The sequence below is a fragment of the Rhizobium rhizogenes NBRC 13257 genome, assembly GCF_000696095.1.
In the GTDB taxonomy this organism is placed as follows: domain Bacteria; phylum Pseudomonadota; class Alphaproteobacteria; order Rhizobiales; family Rhizobiaceae; genus Rhizobium; species Rhizobium rhizogenes.
Genome location: NZ_BAYX01000007.1, coordinates 264,148 through 280,273, shown reverse-complemented (window position 1 = coordinate 280,273; position 16,126 = coordinate 264,148). Strand labels below are relative to the sequence as shown.

The following is a 16,126-nucleotide window of genomic DNA, read 5'->3' as shown; positions in this document are numbered from 1 at the left end:
TAGCAAACCATGTCGTTTACGCCTCGATTCAGTCACCGTTCCTTTCTTGCCGCTCTCGCCGTCGGGCTGACGGCATTGCCGCTGCTGGCGGTGGCGCAGTCGAGCAAGGGCGATACGGCGCTGCCCGGCATCACCGCGCAGCCGGATAACCCGGACCAGAATGCCAAACCTGCCGAAGGCGGGCTTGCCGACGATACTGACGTGCCGCCGGACGATGCCTCGACGCGCGGCGAAAGCGTCGTGACGCGTCCTCTGGATGCGGGCACGAACACCTTCAAGACCGAGAAGATCCAGCCTGGCGCGGAGCCGAAGGCCGATAATGTCAAGCCGTCCGAAGGTGTCGGGGTCTTCGAGCGCATGGGCGCGAATCTGCCCGACCTGCCAAAGGAAAAGCCCTTCAAGGGCAAGGTCGACGAAGCCTATGGTGCATTCCAGCGCGGCTACTATCTGACCGCGTTCCAGAAAGCCCTGCCGCGGGCGCAGCTCGGCGATCCAGCCGCGCAGACCCTGCTTGCGGAATTGATGAGCCAAGGTCTCGGCGTCAAGCGCGACACCAAGGATGCTGCCTTCTGGTATGGCAAGGCAGCCGAGGGCGGTGACGCCACCGCAATGTTCAAATATGCTCTCGTCCTGATAGAAGGGCGTGACGTGCCGCGCGACCGGAAGAGGGCGGACGAATGGATGAGGAAGGCGGCCGATGCCGGCCAGGCATCCGCCGAATTCAACTTGGGACAGCTGCTGACGGCCGAAAATCCCGGTCTCAAGGGCCTGCAAATGGCTCTTCCCTATTATGAGAAGGCCGCCGAGCAAGGCATTGCCGACGCGCAATATGCCATCTCACAGCTCTATCTCAATATGCCCGACCTGCCTCCGGAAAAGAAAGCACGCGCCCGAGAATGGCTGTCGCGTGCCGCCAATGCCGGCTTTGACACCGCGCAGCTCGACATGGGCGTCTGGCTGATCAACGGCACCGGTGGCAAGCAGGACCTGGAAAACGGTTTCAACTGGATGCGGGTTGCCGCCTATCGCGGCAATGTCGTCGCCCAGAACAAGCTGGCGCATCTCTATATCAATGCGCTCGGCACGAAGCAGGATCCGGTGGCGGCGGCCACATGGTATGTCATTTCCCGCCGGGCCGGCCTGAAGGATCCGGAGCTTGAGGATTTCTACCAGGGCATCGAGGATTATCAGCAGAAGGCCGCGATCGACGCGGCCAACAAGTTCCGCCGGGCGCGGTAACAAGCCCGGTGTGTTGCGGTTTTCCGAGACAGATCGTCCAATCCATCCCGAAAATGCATCCGATGATCGGCGCCGGCTACTTCCCCACGGGGTAGCCTGCGGCGGCAAGAATCATGTTGGCGATTTCACGCGGGTGGGAAATCAGTGAGACGTGGCTGGAGTTAAGTTCGACGGTGGTCGCATTCATGCGCTTGGCGAGAAAGTGTTCCAGCTCGGGCGATGTCGTGCGGTCGTTCTTGGAGATGGCGTACCAGCTCGGCTTGGTCTTCCAGGCGGCCTGCGTGGTGCGCGAGGCGAACAGCGTATCGGAGATCCGCCCCTGCACCGCGTAGAGCGCCCGGGCCTTGGTGGGGTTCAGGTCGCCGGCGAAGTCATGGACGAAAGCGTCCTCGTTGAGTTGAGCGAAGCCGCCGGAATGGACGAGCCCCTTGTTTGCGGGCGGAGCAGGGAATTTGGCGGCGAGGGCGGCATAGTCTTCGCCGGCGTCCGGTGCGCGGGCGGCAACATAGACGAGGGCGCTGACCTTCGGGTCGACGCCGGTCTCGCTGATGACCATGCCTGCATAGGAATGGCCAACGAGCACGGTCGGGCCGTCCTGCAGCGCCAGAACCCGATTGGTGGCGGCAACATCATCGGCGAAGGACGTCAGCGGGTTCTGCACCGAAGTGACATGCAGGCCGGTGCGCTGGAGGATCGGGATCACCTCGGACCAGCTCGATCCATCCGCATAGGCGCCATGGACGAGGACAACGTTGTGCGCCTTGAGTGTCGGCGTGGTTGCGGCGAAGGTCGGTTGCGCTGCGAAGGCAGCCAATAATGCGGCTGCGGCAATGGCAAGCCTTTGTATCGTTTTCATCGATCGATTTCCTTGGTTGAGTCTGGGGAGGATGCTTCACGCTCCTCAAACTCAATTCGCCCGGCTCGGGTGCGGCGCAACATCATCACGGAAACGTGTTGGCGTTTGGTATGTCGCGATAAAAAATCCGAGTTGAGCTGTAACAAACGCGCTTTCGCGGCGAATAGGTAGTTATGGAATCGCGCGAACAAATTTGGGCCAATGCCATGAAGGCCGAGCGGCGGGGCGACGCTGCTGCCTATGAATGGCTGCTGGGCGACGTCGCGAAATCGCTGCGCATATTGGTTCGCGGACGATTGTCGCGGCTCGGCATGAGCGCGCATGAGACGGAAGATATCGTTCAGGAAATATTGATCGGCCTGCATACGATGCGGCATCGATGGGACGCGGATCGTGCCTTTCTGCCGTGGTTCTATGCCATTGCGCGTTACAAGCTGTCCGACGCGATGCGCCGCCGTCGCCGCGAGGCGCGGTATCGCAGCGACCTGACGCTGGAGGAATGGTCCAATGTGGTCGAAGCGCCGTGCGAAGATGCCGACCGGGCGCTCGTCGATCTCGACCATCATTTGAGCGGCCTCTCCCTCGGTCAGCGCACTGTCGTCCAGGCGCTGACGATCGAGGGTGCATCGGTGCGCGAGACGGCCGAGAAGCTCCAGACCAGCGAAGGTGCTGTGCGAGTGACGCTGCACCGGGCATTGCAACGCCTGGCCTCGGTGGCCGGCGTTGCTCCACCCAAACCAAGCAAGGGCAAGATATGAAGACGGCGGGTGATACGGACCTCGTGATCCGAAATCTGGCGGGCGAGGCCGGGGCAGGGCAGCGGCGCTCCACTCTTTCCTTTGAACGCACTTTGCTGCTTGCAACGATCCTTTCGCTTGCCTGCGCGATTGTCCTGGTCTTCGCCACTTTCGGCTTTCAGCCCGAACTCCAGGCGACGTTGCGGAGCGCGCCATTCCATCACAAGATCATCAGCATGCTGATGCTGGCCGGAGGTGGCATTCTGGCCGTGCGTCATGCCGGCAAGCCGGGCTCCGCAGCATTCTCGCTTGCCATGCTGTTGCCGGGACTGGCGCTGTTGCTGATCGGTGCCGCCTCGGATGCTTCGGGCTTTCCGCTGATGGGCCGGTCCGGCGTCTCCGTTCCGAGCTGCCTGACCGCCATGGTCCTGCTTTCGCTTGCGCCGCTTGTGCTGATTATCGCGGCGCTGCGGACGGGCGTTACCACCCGACCGGCGATGGCCGGTGCTGCGGCCGGTATTCTTGCGGGCGCCCTCGGGGCTGCTGCCTATGCTTTCGTCTGCAAGAATGACGGCGGGTTGTTCGTGGCGGTCTGGTACAGCGTCTCGATCGTGATCGTGATGGGCTTAGGCGCCTTTGTCGGCAAGCGCGCGCTGGCTTGGTGATATCCGCCTGGATTTCGCACCTCACCACCCGCCCTCATGGTGAGGTGCGCGGCCCATAGGGCGAAGCCTCGAACCACCAGCGCGCCCCCTGCCACGCTTCAGCACTTGAAATTCCCCCGATTTTGTGGTCTTGAGGCCGCCAATCTTTATTGCGCTGCCGATCCCGCTCCGCCGGGGCCTTCTTCGGGTCCGGTCAGTGCCTTCTATATTACCCAAGGAAAACCGATGGCCCGTTCTGCTCTTCTCAATGTCATGGTTCAGGCTGCCCTCAAGGCAGGCAAGTCGCTCAGCCGCGATTTCGGCGAAGTGCAGAACCTGCAGGTTTCGGTGAAGGGACCGGGCGATTTCGTCAGCCAGGCCGATCTGAAGGCGCAGAAGATCATCCGCGACGAGCTGCTGAAGGCCCGCCCCACCTATGGCTTCCTCGGCGAAGAAGCCGATGAGGAGATCAAGGGCACCGACGGCGCACATCGCTGGATCGTCGATCCGCTCGACGGCACGACCAACTTCCTGCACGGCATTCCGATGTTCTCCGTATCGATCGCGCTCGAGCGCAACGGCGAGATCGTCGGCGGTGTCGTCTTCAATCCGGCAACCGACGAGCTCTACACCGCCGAGCGCGGCGGTGGCGCCTTCCTCAATGACCGCCGCCTGCGCGTCGCTTCGCGCCGCGTGCTGTCGGATTGCGTCATCGGCTGCGGCGTTCCGCATCTTGGCCGTGGCAATCACGGCAAGTTCCTCGTCGAGCTGCGCCATGTCATGGGCGAAGTCGCTGGCGTTCGCCGCGTCGGCTCGGCAGCCCTCGATCTCGCCTATGTCGCCGCCGGCCGTTTCGACGGTTTCTGGGAAGTGGGCCTGTCGCCCTGGGACATGGCAGCCGGCATTCTGCTGGTACGCGAAGCCGGTGGTTTCGTGTCGGATTTCGACGGTGGCAACGACATGCTCGCCACAAGCTCGATCATCTGCGGCAACGAGCATATTCACAAGGCGCTCGCCGAGGTCGTCAAGCGGCCGATCCCAACGAAATAAGGTCGACCCTAGCCCAATCGCCTGTGGCAAAACTGCCTGTTGCCAACAGGTCGTTTTGTGATGTCCGTCTCTTCAATTCGGCTCAATGTTGCTCTAGTCTCCGCCTGCGGAAACTCCGGAGGCTGAGTGTGCGATGGAAAATGTGAACCTGGGGGATCTGGGGTCGACCGACAATGCGTCGGGCGGATATACGTACAAGCTCTCCAGCCCAATGGCCTTCTTCTGGACGATGATCCTCTTCCTGGTCATCGTCGGCTTTATCGTGGCGATCCTGTTTCGCCAGGCTCAAGTCGCCTTCATGCACAATCCCGGCCTCAACGGGCTGATCCTCGGCGTTCTCGCCGTCGGCATCCTGCTGGTCTTCAACCATGTGCTGATGCTGCGGCCGGAAGTTCGCTGGTTCAATCATTTCCGCGCCGTCGGCAATGCCGCCGACAAGGTCGGCCGCAATCCCCGGCTCCTGGCGCCGATGCGGGCGCTGATCGGCAACCGCCGCGGCATGCAGCTTTCAACGGCGACGCTGCGCTCGATCCTCGATTCCATCGCCACCCGCCTCGACGAGTCGCGCGACACCTCGCGCTATCTCATCGGCTTGCTGGTCTTCCTCGGCCTGCTCGGCACTTTCTGGGGCCTGATCGGTACGATCGGCTCGATCAACGACGTTATCCAGAGCCTCGATGTCGGTTCGGGCGACAGCAGCGACATTCTCGGTTCTCTGAAATCCGGCCTTTCCGGTCCACTGGTCGGCATGGGCACGGCGTTCTCCTCATCGCTTCTCGGTCTTTCCGGCTCGCTGATCCTCGGGTTTCTCGACCTGCAGGCTGGCCGTGCGCAGAACCGTTTTTATACGGAGCTGGAAAACTGGCTTTCCTCGGTGACGGATGTCGGTTCCGATCTCGGTCCGGTCATCGACGGCACCAGTGGTGCATCGTCGGAGGATGTGCGTGCGCTGTCGGACTACCTGCGCAAGATCGCCGACGAGGGTGGCGGCCAGCGTTCGGTGACGGCGATGGCGAACCTCGCAGAAGGCATTCAGGGCCTGGTCAAGAATATGCGCAACGAGCAGCAGATGCTTCGCGACTGGATCGAGGCGCAGCAGGAGGAGGCGAAGTCGATGCGTCGAACGCTCGATCGTCTTGCCGACCGCATCAGCCATACCGAGAAGACCGGGAGCAAGTAAGCCATGGCGCTCGCGCGAAACCGCCGCCATCAGCGAACGGTCGATTATTGGCCAGGCTTCGTCGATGCGTTGTCCACGCTGTTGATGGCGATCATGTTCCTGCTGACGGTGTTTGTCCTCGGCCAGTTCATTCTGAGCCGTGAGATTACCGGCCGGGACGAGGCTCTCAATCGCCTCAACAGCCGCATCAACGATCTGGTGGAGCAACTGGCGCTGGAGAAGAACGGCAAGCAGGATCTCGAGGATTCTGTCGCCAATCTGCAAGCGTCGCTGTCGATGGCGGAGAATGAACGTTCGCGCCTGCAGGCCTTGCTCACCGCCGGTTCGGGCAATGGGCAAGCCGCGCAGCAGCAGGTCGGTACGCTGACGCAGGAGCTTGACGAACAGAAGCAAGCAAGCGCTCGGGCGCTCAGCCAGGTCGAACTCCTCAATCAGCAGATTGCTGCCCTTCGCAGCCAGATTGCCGCTGTCGAGGCCGCTCTGCAGGCGTCGGAGAGCAAGGATCAGTCGTCGCAGGTGAAGATCGCTGACCTTGGCCGACGGCTGAATGTGGCGCTGGCGCAGCGCGTGCAGGAACTCAATCGCTATCGCTCCGACTTCTTCGGGCGTCTGCGAGAAATCCTCTCGGACCGCGACAATATCCGCATCGTCGGCGACCGTTTCGTCTTCCAGTCCGAAGTCCTGTTCCCCTCGGGGGCTGCTGATCTCAATCCGGCCGGCCAGACGGAGATGGCCAAGCTCGCCGCCGCGCTGATCGACCTTTCCAAGGAAATTCCTCCGGAGATCAACTGGGTGCTACGCGTCGACGGACATACAGACAATGTGCCGCTCTCGGGCAATGGCCGCTATCCGGATAACTGGGCGCTGTCGTCGGCCCGCGCCATCGCCGTCGTCAAGTTCCTGATTGCCCAGGGCGTTCCCGCAGACCGGCTCGTTGCAGCAGGCTTCGGCGAGTTTCAGCCGATTGCGCCGGGCGACACGCCGGAGGCTCGCGCCACCAACCGGCGTATTGAGCTGAAGCTGACGGAGAAGTGAGAGGCTCCTGCCGGGGCATGGAGAAGGTGCATGCTCAACGTCATTATCTCTTGAGAGCAACTAGCCGCTCTGAAAGAAATTCGCGAACAGCTTCGCTGTCGCTGAGACCGATCGCTGTCCGATAGGCCGTGGCGGCACCTTCCGTATCCCCCGCCTCTGCCAACAGATGTGCGCGGACGGCCCAATAGGGTTGGTAGCTGGTGATATCGCGATCGACCATCTGGTTCAGATGATGCAATCCCGCGGTTGCGCCTTGTGCCCGGCCGATGACGGCGGCTCGGCTGACGTGGGCGCCGGCGGTTGGTGTCATCTGAACGAGCGCGTCATAAAGCATTGCGAGCGCCGCCCAGTCGGTAACGCCGGAGCGGCGGCGTTGGGCGTGGACGGACTGGATTGCCGCCTGGCACTGGAACGGGCCGAAACGGTCGACAGCGCCTGCCTGCCGCAGCAGATTGTCGGCTTCGGCGACCATGATGGCGTTCCAGCGTGTGGTGTCCTGTTCGTCGAGCGGTACATAGCAGCCTTCGGCATCGCGGCGAGCGTTGCGCCGGGCTTCACAATAGAGCATCAGGGACAGCAGACCGGCTGCCTCCGGCTCCTCCGGCAGGATGGCGAGCAGGGCGCGGCCGAGCCAGATGGCCTCGTCCGCCAGCGAGCTACGCTTGCCGTCTTCGCCGTCAAGCCCGTCCCAGCCGAGGCCGTAAGCGGCATAGATCGCCGAGAGCACACCCGACAGTCGTCCCGGCAGCATGGAGCGATCGGGAACGCTGAAAGGAATGTGCGCTTCGCGGATCTTGGCCTTTGCCCGCACCAGCCGCTGGCTCATGGTTTCGGGTGAGACGATAAAGGCCCGCGCGATGGTTTTGGCGTCGATGCCGAGGACTGTCTGCAGCATTAGCGGGGTGTGCGCCAAGCGGTCGATGGCGGGGTGGGTGCAGGTGAACAACAGCTTCAGCCGCTCATCGGGGAAGGTTGGGCCATCCGCATTCATGCGTTCCTCCGCCTCCTCGAATGCTGCGGCGATCGTATCGCGAGCGGCAACTTTGACTTTCGCATGCCTTGCCGCGCGATAAAGGTTACGCCGCGCGGCGACCAGCAGCCAGGCTTCGGGATTATCCGGGATACCCCGCTCCGGCCAACTGTTCAGCGCGGCAGTCAGAGCCTCGGAGAGCGCATCCTCCGCCGACGGCACATCACCTGAGCGTGCCGCGAGAAAAGCGATCAGCTTGCCGTAGGATTGGCGCGCCACCCGCTCGGCAGCGCGCCCGGCCTGGAGACTCATTGCTGTCTCATACCAATAGGCGCGGCCGTATCTCGACGGAGCCCTGCGGGGAAACCGGCACGCGCATGGCCCATTCCAGGGCAGCATCGAGATCCGGCACGTCGATCAGGTAGAAGCCGCCGAGCTGCTCCTTGCCGTCCGGAAAGGGGCCGTCCTGGACATGGTGATCGTCACCACGGAGTCGGACGATCGTTGCTGTTTCCGGCGCGGTCAGTCCGGCGCCACCGGTCATGATGCCGGCCTGGACGAGCGCCTGCGTATAGGCGATCCAGCCGTTCCTGTAGGCGGGATCCTCGCGCCGCTTAAAGTCCTCGGCCGATTCTCGGATGATCAAGGCGTATTGCATGGGAAACTCCTGCTCGCTGTGTTGACGGTTTTCCGGGCCGGATGCCGCATCTAAGAAGCAAATCTCAAAATGCGCAACGCCGCCGGTGAAGCGGCTTCAGGCCGCTCCGATACAATGAGCCGCGAGCCGGGCCGATTTCGACAGAGTGCAACGAAACTTTCGAAGTTTTCCGGCGGTCAAACAAAAACGGCCGGCACACCCAAAGGCGGCCGGCCGTAGAAGGCTGTTGTAGCAGACGCTCGACGTGAAGTCTTAAGCGGTGGCGGTGGTCTGGTCGTCGATGACGGCGGCGCCAACATGGGCCTTGATGGATTCAATGGCGTGCAGGGCCGAAGCCTTCGCCTTGTAGCCTTCGGAGCCAAACATGGTTTCGCCGTTCGAGGCCTTGAACCGGAATCGGAATTCGCCAGCCTTATCCTTGTAGACTTCAAATTTATACATCGTTCCCGTCTCCTAGAATCGCATCAGTGCGAGATAACACCGGAAATCTAGCGCAACTTCAAAGCCATTTCCACCTGTTGCATTCGTAATGACTTGATCAATCTGTCGTTACTTCACAACGAGCATGCGATCTTCGACGCCGGCATCGAATTGCAGCCGCGCCAGCTTGGCGTAGATGCCGCCGTGATGGATGAGGCTCTGGTGCGTGCCCTCCTCGACAATGCGGCCCTGATCGAGCACCAGAATGCGGTCGGCCTTGAGCACGGTCGCCAGGCGATGGGCAATCACGAGGGTGGTGCGCGTTTCCATCAGGCCGTCGAGCGCCTTCTGCACCAGCGTCTCGCTTTCGGCGTCGAGCGCCGATGTCGCTTCGTCGAGCAGCAGGATCGGCGCATTCTTCAGGATGGCGCGGGCAATGGCGACGCGTTGGCGCTGGCCGCCGGAAAGGGTAATGCCGCGTTCGCCCACTTGCGTGTCGTAACTTTGATCCAGGCGCAGAATGAACTCATCCGCCTGGGCGGCGATCGCTGCGGCGCGCACTTCGTCGCGCGACGCGCCGGGTCGGCCAAAGGCGATATTGTCATGGATCGAGGCGGCGAAGATCGTCGTGTCTTGCGGCACGATGGCGATGCGGTCGCGCAAGTCGTCCGGGGAGGCACGGCGGGCGTCGATGCCGTCGATGGCGACGCTGCCCTGTTGCGGATCGTAAAAGCGCAGGAGCAGCGAGAAGATCGTGCTCTTACCGGCCCCTGAAGGGCCGACGATCGCGACCGTCTCGCCTGGCTTGACGGACAGCGACAGACCATGCAGCGCCGACCTGCCAGGCCGCGACGGATAGGAGAAATGCACGTCCGAGAAGTCCACCCGGCCTTGCGGCGGCTGGGGCAAGGGCAGGGGATCGGAGGGAGCGGCAATCGGCGATACTTCCGCCAGAAGCTCGCCCAGGCGGTCGGCAGCGCCAGCTGCTTGCGACAGTTCGCCCCAGACCTCGGACAGGGAGCCGAGCGATGTGCCGGCGATGACGGAATAGAGCAGGAACTGGCCGAGCGTTCCGGCCGTCATCGTGCCGGCCAGCACGTTCTCGGCGCCGACCCAGAGCACGGCGACGATGCTGCCGAAGATCATGGTGATGGCAAAGCCGGTGAGCAGCGAGCGGGATTTGATCGCGGCGCGTGCTGCCTGATAGGCATCTTCGACCGATGCGCCATAGCGCTCTGCGGCGGTGGTCTCGCCGTTGAAGGCTTGAATGGTGCGGCTGGCGGCGATGGTTTCGTTGGCATAGGCCGATGCTTGGGCGAGCGTATCCTGCGCTGCGCGCGAGCGCTTGCGCACCGAGCGGCCGAAGCTGACGAGAGGCAGCACGATGATCGGGATGGCGATGAGCACGATGCTCGACAGTTTCGGGCTGGTGACGATCATCATCCCCACAGCACCGAGACAGAGGATGAGATTGCGCAATGCCACGGAGGCGGTCGCGCCGACGGCGGACTTGATCTGCGTCGTGTCGGCCGTTAGCCGCGAGACGATCTCGCCGGACTGGTTGACGTCGAAGAAGGAGGGCGACAGCCGCGTTACGTGGTCAAAGACCTCGCGGCGCATGTCCGAGACGATGCGCTCGCCGATGGTGATGACGAAATAATAGCGCATCGCGCTTGCCACAGCGAGGACGACGGCCATGAGCATCATCGCGACGAAATAGCTGTCGATAAGACCACGGTCGGCCTGATCGAAGCCATGGTCGATCATGCGCCTGACGGCAAGCGGCAGGGCGAGCGAGGTGACGGCGGCAGCGATCAGGGCAATGAGGGCGCCTGCCACCATGCCGCGATAGCGCTTGAGATAGGGCGTCAGCCGCCCGAGGGGGCGGATGGATCCGCGTTTTTTGTCGTCTGTCTGGCCAGTCTCTGACAAGTCGTCTCCAATCCCCATATCAGCAAGGGACTTCGCTTTTTCGCCCCTTGTTATCCTTGCCGCCTTCATGTATAGGCACGCCATCTTAATTGGAAGCCGTAGCCTAATCGGACTGCGGCTTCATTTATTCAATCGGTTCGGTTGCCGCAATGGCTTGCGACAAATGGACCCTGGCATGACAGGAAGATTGTTATGAAGGCCAACATCCATCCCGACTACCACACCATCAAGGTAGTCATGACTGACGGCACCGAATACGAAACCCGCTCGACCTGGGGTTCTGAAGGCGCCACCATGAATCTCGAAATCGACAGCAAGTCGCATCCGGCTTGGACTGGCGGCAATCAGCAGCTCATGGACCGCGGCGGCCGCGTTTCCAAGTTCAACAAGCGCTTCGGCAGCCTCGGCGTTTAATCGCTTCGCGGTCCGACGTTTTGACAAGAGCCCGGTTTTTGCCGGGCTTTTTTGTTGTCTGCTAACGCGGGAAATGACTCAGATGCTCGTGGGTGATTTTCCATTCGCCGGATCTTTTCTGGAGAACCGTCGTCCCCCGGCCTTTGCCTTCAAAGGCTTTGCCGTCCCACAATCCTTTCCAGTGAAAAGTGTAGATGCAGCTTGCGGCGTCGTCGCCAACAGCAATCCATCTGAGATCCTCAAGCCAATAGACTTCATCCTTAGCTTTTTCCCAGGTTCTTTCGAACGCTGCCCGGATCTCGTCGAGGCCGTAATTCGAGCCGTCGGAGAACCAAAATACGGCGTCGTCGGCTATGAGCGGCACCAATTCATCGAAACGCTGTGATTTGATCTTGCTCTCGTAGAGCTTCAGAAGGTCATCGGGACGCATGATCACCTCGCTAGGACGCCGTTGCACGGTATCGCTTTTTCCGGCAAAACAAAACCGGCCGCGCAGGGCACGACCGGTTCAATTCGTCCGCAAAATGATGCTTCTCGGTTATTCCCCGAAAGCTGTCTGTAGCAGGCTGAGCTGCGCTTTGACGCTGTTCTGGTTGTCCGGAACGATCTGGGGTTCGGTCGGGCGGTAGATTTCGCGGTCGAGCAGGGCGACGCGGTTTTGCAGGCGCAGCGAGCGTTCGACGAGGTCGCGGAAGGCTTCCGGCAAGTCGTTCCAGCCGGGCGCGTTGCGGTCGACGTTGAAGCCGTCGAGGCGAACCTTGTTCTTTTCGGCCAGCACCTGATCGCGCGACATTTCGCCATTGTTGACGGCGCGCTGCAGGAGCAGCCAGGAGGCCATCTGCATCAGACGGGTGGTAAGCCGCATGGATTCGGCAGCGTAGAGCACGGAGGCCATGCGCGGCAGAACCTTGGAGGCAGTGCGGCCCTGGCCATCGAGATAGCCGGCGGTTTCCTCGACCAGCGACATGCCCTCGGAATACAGCATCCTGAACTGTGCCGACGACGCTGCATGGCCAGCAAAGCTGATCGTGTTCAACCCAAGTTCTGACATCGAAGAAATCCCTGCTTCACGCAACACTTTTGTTCAGGAAAGACCGGGCAAGTCCAGAAGGACTCTCGGCATCCGTTCTTATGACTTCAAGATGATGATTTTAACTGAAATCCGCAAGACGATTCTTAAGAAAGGGTTAATCTCCACAGTTTCGTCGAAAGCCCCGCGGGACAGGGAAAAAGAAGAGCCGCAAAAGCGGCTCTCAAGGTAAAACAGGGAGAAAAATCAGACCAATTCGACAAGTGGAGGAACTGTCTGAGTCCAGAGCAAATCTGGATGATCATAGTAATATGTCGTAAAGCTTAATATTCCGTTGAGCATACCCGTCCGCCTGTCTCAAGCGTGCAGGTTCTGCGCCGATGGCGGGCGATTGTTCTTGCACAATTCCGGACGAAAAACCGCTGCGTGCTTTTCCTGGAATTGCTCTAGAAGCGGAAGAGGTTTTCAGCGGCTTTCCGGCCGGATGCCTTGGCGGTGATCTCGTCTTCGAGGCGAGCGATCTCCGCTTGCAGCAACGTCATGCGATACTTGAGCTCATCGACGGAGAGCAGCGAAAGATCGCTGCCGATCTCGTGGGCGGACGGCTGCTTCGGTTGGTCGTCGTCGAAAATGCTCATTTCGGCTCCTCCTTGCCCTGTCTTTGGGCTCAGGTGCCGTAATTTACAGTGTTATCATCCTTTTTTGAAGCCTCACTGCGTGCAAGCGACATGCTCTCCGGCGTGATCATCTGCGCATTCGCCGACGGCATGGTTGTGTAGGCATCGCGATCACCCGCCGGCTTTGCTGCGCGCTGTCGGCTGCGGAAGACCGCATAGGCCGTGATCAGCACATGCGCGACAGCGGTGACGAAGAACAGTGCGTAGGGGCCGATGATCGACATGACCGGGCCGCCGAGCGTCGGGCCGATGATCGTGCCGATGCCATAGAGCAGCAACAGGCCGCCGGAGACCTTGACGTACTCCTCCGGCGCAGCGAAGTCGTTGGCGTGGGCAACGGCGATCGGATAGAGCGTGTTGGCGACGGCGCCATAGATTATCACCATGGCAATCAGGAAATGCGGGTTGCCCGGCTTCACCAGGAAGAGCAGCAGGCCGTCGAGCGCGGCGACGGCGGCCATACCGGCCAGCACGTAGCGGCGGTCGATGCGGTCGGAGAGGCGTCCGGCCGGAAACTGCATCACGGCGCCGGCAAAGATGGTCGAGCTCATCATCAAGGCGATATTGCTATCGGAGAGACCGGCATTGGCGCCGAAGACTGCGCCGAGCGTGCCATAGGCACCGTTGGCGATGCCGACCAGCAGGATGCCGAGGGAGGCGACTGGCGAATTGCGATAGAGAGCCTTCAGGTCAAGGCTGACGGTTTTCAGCGGCTGCGGCGATGCGGCGGTCGACAGCGTCGTCGGCAGCATGGCGACGCAGTAGCAGATGCCGCAGACCATGAAGAGGATCGGCGTGTGAATGTCAGCGAAGGGGACCATCATCTGGCCGGCAACGGCGCCGATCAGGGTGATGCCGATATAGAGCGAGAAGATCGCACCGCGGCTCTCATTGGTGGCGCGTTCGTTGAGCCAGCTTTCGATGATCATCGAGGTGCCGGCCGTGCAGAAGCCGGTAACGGCGCGCAAGGCCACCCACCAGACGGGATCGACGATGATGCCGGTCAGAAGCGCGATGATGGCGATGACGGAGACGAAGCCGGAGAAGGCGCGAACATGGCCGATGCGCCGGACGAGTTTCGGTGCCGTCAGGCAGCCGAGAACGAAGCCGGTGGCCCAGGTCGTGCCCAAAAGGCCGAGCGTCGTCGTGGCATAGCCTTCGGCGGTGCCGCGCACCGGCAGCAACAGGCCGTGCAGGCCATTTCCCGTAAACAGGAACAGCGTGCCGAAAAGCAGGGCGAGAACGGGCAGAATATTTCTTTTCATGTCCCTACTTTCATGCGGCTCCGCTTAAAGAACCGATAAGGCAGGAATGGGTTCCCGCCAGTTTTCGCTATTGATTGTGCCCCGGATTGCCGCTATCGGCGTGTAGAAACAGTCTGTTGGCGCGGAAAGATGTCCGTCCTATGACGAATAGAGCATGATCGCGAAAACTGCGCAGTGGTTTTTGAAGGGGTCCTGCTCACTCTTGCGCAAACGGGGAAAAATACCGTGACAAAAGTGATCGCGGTGCTGCTGATGCTGGCCATGGCGGTGCAGATCATCAAGCCGCTCGGGCTGCCCGGCCTCAAGCGGCGTGTTGATTTCTGGAAGATCGCCATTATCGCCTTCGCGGTCTGGACCATCGCGCTGATCATCAACGAGACGTTTTAGGCTGTGAGTTCATAAAATATGAGACGGCCCAGCGTTGGTTGTCTACCGTAGCAAGATGTATATCTTTCTTCTCACTTCGCCCGGTCGCCGTCCTCCTTACTACACTTTAGCTGAGCATCTGTGGGGTGCCGCTTGCAACGTGGATTCTGATGGTGATAGCTCTGATCCGGATGCTGCGGATTGGACCCAGCTGACGCTGCGCTTGAGGCTATGCGAGACTGAGCGAATTGATATTGATCCGATAAGCTCTGCCGGGACGCTCGTATTGTCGATACGGTCGGAGCGTGAGGATCTCGCTCATCGCGCGGCAGTATTCCTGTGCGAGAAAGCAGGAGGAATACTGACACGAGCTTAAATGGCGCGCGGTTGAGTGTTTTTTAAACCTCGGACGCATTCGCCGTGTTTTTACCCGCTACGCTATATTTGACGGCTTAAAATGCGACTTCGCCACGCATGACGCTGACGCACTGGCCGGAAATGAAGACGTCCGTAACAATGCCGTCGGATTTCCTGACATCGAGCCCGATGAGGCTGCGCCGGCCCATTTCCACGCCCTGTTCGATGGTGATCTGCTTCTCGACGGTGTGTTCGGGCAGCAGCGAGGTGAGATAGGCACCGAGGGCAGCCGAGGCGCTGCCCGTCGCCGGATCTTCGATGACATTGTCCAGCGGTGCGAACATGCGGGCGCGGATATGCCAGGGGTTATCGGCCGAGCGGGTGTAGACAAAGAGCGAGAAGCCGGTCTTGTCTTCCTTATGAAGGACTGCCGCTTCCGCGAAGATGGCGGCGTTTGGGCGTGCCTTGCCGAGTGTTTCGAGATTATCCAATTCCGCGAAGGCAAACGGCAAACCGACTGAGGCGAAGGTCGGGGCGTGTGTCGCGTGTCGAATGGATGTGGGATCGAGCTGGATGCAGCGGGCGATGAGGTCGCCTGCGACGGTGTCTCCCACTTGTAACTTGCCCGGCGCCCGTATTTTCGCGCCGCTGACGTGGTCGCCAGTGCTAAGAAGTTGCACATTTACCAGCCCGGCCTTCTCCTCGAAGATCAACCCGTCGCCCGGTATTTTTCCGAAGATCTTCGCTTGCTGACCAAGCACGAAGGCCGTGCCGACATTCGGATGGCCGGCGAAGGGGATTTCCGCGGTGGGGGTGAAGATGCGGACGCGCGCCGTGTTCTCCGGATTTTCCGGCGGCAGCACGAAAGTCACTTCGGAATAGTTGAACTCCGTCGCGATCTTCTGCATCGCCTCATCGCTCAGGCCGCGCGCATCGGGAATGACGGCCAGCGGATTGCCGGCGAAACGCTCGGAGGTAAAGACGTCGGTGGTGACGTAAGCGACGGTGTTCATGGGTGGCTCCTGCGAGTTTGGATAGGTTTGCAGGATTTAGCCGCAGGATGTTTGCGGCTGGAAGCTGGAACTTGTGCGGGTGACAAGTTGGGGCGCTGGGGTGAGGCCGATAATATCACCATGGCCCTCTTCGAGAAGCTGTAGAGTAGGGGGCCTGGAGCTTTAGGCTCTCCGATGCTCCGTCATCCTCGGGCTTGACCCGAGGATCCACGCACAAGCTTTGTGTTTTGTTTTGCACTTGGCCGACATTCGGTCATCTTAAAAAAACGCTTCTGCTGCGTCC

The 16,126-nt window shown here is 61.0% G+C and carries 18 protein-coding genes; 8 read left to right on the top strand and 10 right to left on the bottom strand.

Annotation, left to right across the window (positions count from 1 at the left end):
• The first annotated feature begins 9 nt into the window (after nt 1-9).
• Nucleotides 10-1,239: a tetratricopeptide repeat protein gene (locus RRH01S_RS17700; protein ID WP_042473358.1), complete on the top strand. Its 1,230-nt coding sequence runs from the start codon at nt 10-12 to the stop codon at nt 1,237-1,239.
• Nucleotides 1,240-1,315: 76 nt separating this feature from the next.
• Here the strand turns inward: RRH01S_RS17700 and RRH01S_RS17695 are convergent, their stop codons facing one another.
• The gene (locus RRH01S_RS17695; RefSeq protein WP_042473356.1) at nt 1,316-2,095 is read right to left on the bottom strand and encodes an alpha/beta fold hydrolase; all 780 of its coding nucleotides are present in this window, start codon (nt 2,093-2,095) and stop codon (nt 1,316-1,318) included.
• 173 nt (nt 2,096-2,268) lie between these two features.
• Here RRH01S_RS17695 and RRH01S_RS17690 point away from each other — a divergent pair, with 173 nt between their 5' ends.
• The 5 genes from RRH01S_RS17690 to RRH01S_RS17670 all read left to right on the top strand — a co-directional run bounded on the left by RRH01S_RS17690 (nt 2,269) and on the right by RRH01S_RS17670 (nt 6,741).
• On the top strand, nt 2,269-2,853 hold the full coding sequence (locus tag RRH01S_RS17690; protein WP_042473354.1) for a sigma-70 family RNA polymerase sigma factor: 585 nt from the start codon (nt 2,269-2,271) through the stop codon (nt 2,851-2,853).
• Nucleotides 2,850-3,497 (top strand): NrsF family protein, encoded by a 648-nt coding sequence (locus RRH01S_RS17685; RefSeq protein ID WP_012652294.1) that lies wholly within the window; start codon nt 2,850-2,852, stop codon nt 3,495-3,497. Before RRH01S_RS17690 ends, RRH01S_RS17685 begins: the two co-directional genes overlap by 4 nt.
• 225 nt (nt 3,498-3,722) lie before the next feature.
• A complete protein-coding gene (locus tag RRH01S_RS17680) occupies nt 3,723-4,526 on the top strand; it encodes an inositol monophosphatase family protein (protein ID WP_007701243.1) in 804 nt (267 codons plus the stop codon).
• A 133-nt stretch (nt 4,527-4,659) separates the two neighbouring features.
• Nucleotides 4,660-5,706 carry a hypothetical protein gene (locus RRH01S_RS17675; RefSeq protein WP_007701252.1) on the top strand — a complete coding sequence of 349 codons (1,047 nt, stop codon included), beginning with the start codon at nt 4,660-4,662 and terminating at the stop codon, nt 5,704-5,706.
• A gap of 3 nt (nt 5,707-5,709) precedes the next feature.
• Nucleotides 5,710-6,741: a peptidoglycan -binding protein gene (locus RRH01S_RS17670; RefSeq protein WP_034517588.1), complete on the top strand. Its 1,032-nt coding sequence runs from the start codon at nt 5,710-5,712 to the stop codon at nt 6,739-6,741.
• A gap of 43 nt (nt 6,742-6,784) precedes the next feature.
• On the opposite strand, the gene RRH01S_RS17665 is transcribed toward RRH01S_RS17670, so the two are convergent.
• From RRH01S_RS17665 to RRH01S_RS17650, 4 genes are all read right to left on the bottom strand, one after another.
• Entirely contained in the window at nt 6,785-8,023 is a 1,239-nt protein-coding gene (locus RRH01S_RS17665) for an RNA polymerase sigma factor (protein ID WP_042473350.1), read from the bottom strand.
• Between the two features lie 7 nt (nt 8,024-8,030).
• Nucleotides 8,031-8,369 (bottom strand): YciI family protein, encoded by a 339-nt coding sequence (locus tag RRH01S_RS17660; protein WP_012652291.1) that lies wholly within the window; start codon nt 8,367-8,369, stop codon nt 8,031-8,033.
• 252 nt (nt 8,370-8,621) lie between these two features.
• Nucleotides 8,622-8,810: a YegP family protein gene (locus RRH01S_RS17655; protein WP_007701263.1), complete on the bottom strand. Its 189-nt coding sequence runs from the start codon at nt 8,808-8,810 to the stop codon at nt 8,622-8,624.
• A 108-nt stretch (nt 8,811-8,918) separates the two neighbouring features.
• Nucleotides 8,919-10,739, bottom strand: a complete 1,821-nt coding sequence (locus RRH01S_RS17650; protein ID WP_374188757.1) for an ABC transporter transmembrane domain-containing protein — start codon at nt 10,737-10,739, stop codon at nt 8,919-8,921.
• Nucleotides 10,740-10,913: 174 nt separating this feature from the next.
• Between RRH01S_RS17650 and rpmE the strand changes: the two genes are divergently transcribed.
• The gene (gene rpmE / locus RRH01S_RS17645) at nt 10,914-11,135 is read left to right on the top strand and encodes a 50S ribosomal protein L31 (protein ID WP_007701269.1); all 222 of its coding nucleotides are present in this window, start codon (nt 10,914-10,916) and stop codon (nt 11,133-11,135) included.
• A gap of 61 nt (nt 11,136-11,196) precedes the next feature.
• Here rpmE and RRH01S_RS17640 read toward each other — a convergent pair whose 3' ends face one another.
• The 4 genes from RRH01S_RS17640 to RRH01S_RS17625 form a co-directional block, all read right to left on the bottom strand.
• Complete coding sequence (locus tag RRH01S_RS17640) at nt 11,197-11,565, bottom strand: YybH family protein (RefSeq protein ID WP_042473513.1); 369 nt, start codon at nt 11,563-11,565, stop codon at nt 11,197-11,199.
• Nucleotides 11,566-11,673: 108 nt separating this feature from the next.
• Entirely contained in the window at nt 11,674-12,186 is a 513-nt protein-coding gene (gene rcdA / locus RRH01S_RS17635) for a protease adaptor protein RcdA (protein ID WP_007701272.1), read from the bottom strand.
• Nucleotides 12,187-12,611: 425 nt separating this feature from the next.
• Entirely contained in the window at nt 12,612-12,803 is a 192-nt protein-coding gene (locus RRH01S_RS17630; protein WP_042473347.1) for a DUF1192 domain-containing protein, read from the bottom strand.
• A 29-nt stretch (nt 12,804-12,832) separates the two neighbouring features.
• A complete protein-coding gene (locus RRH01S_RS17625; RefSeq protein ID WP_012652287.1) occupies nt 12,833-14,107 on the bottom strand; it encodes an MFS transporter in 1,275 nt (424 codons plus the stop codon).
• 225 nt (nt 14,108-14,332) lie between these two features.
• Here RRH01S_RS17625 and RRH01S_RS34450 point away from each other — a divergent pair, with 225 nt between their 5' ends.
• The gene (locus RRH01S_RS34450; protein ID WP_007701280.1) at nt 14,333-14,494 is read left to right on the top strand and encodes a hypothetical protein; all 162 of its coding nucleotides are present in this window, start codon (nt 14,333-14,335) and stop codon (nt 14,492-14,494) included.
• A gap of 431 nt (nt 14,495-14,925) precedes the next feature.
• Here the strand turns inward: RRH01S_RS34450 and RRH01S_RS17620 are convergent, their stop codons facing one another.
• Nucleotides 14,926-15,843: a PhzF family phenazine biosynthesis protein gene (locus tag RRH01S_RS17620; protein WP_042473344.1), complete on the bottom strand. Its 918-nt coding sequence runs from the start codon at nt 15,841-15,843 to the stop codon at nt 14,926-14,928.
• Between the last annotated feature and the right edge of the window lie 283 nt (nt 15,844-16,126).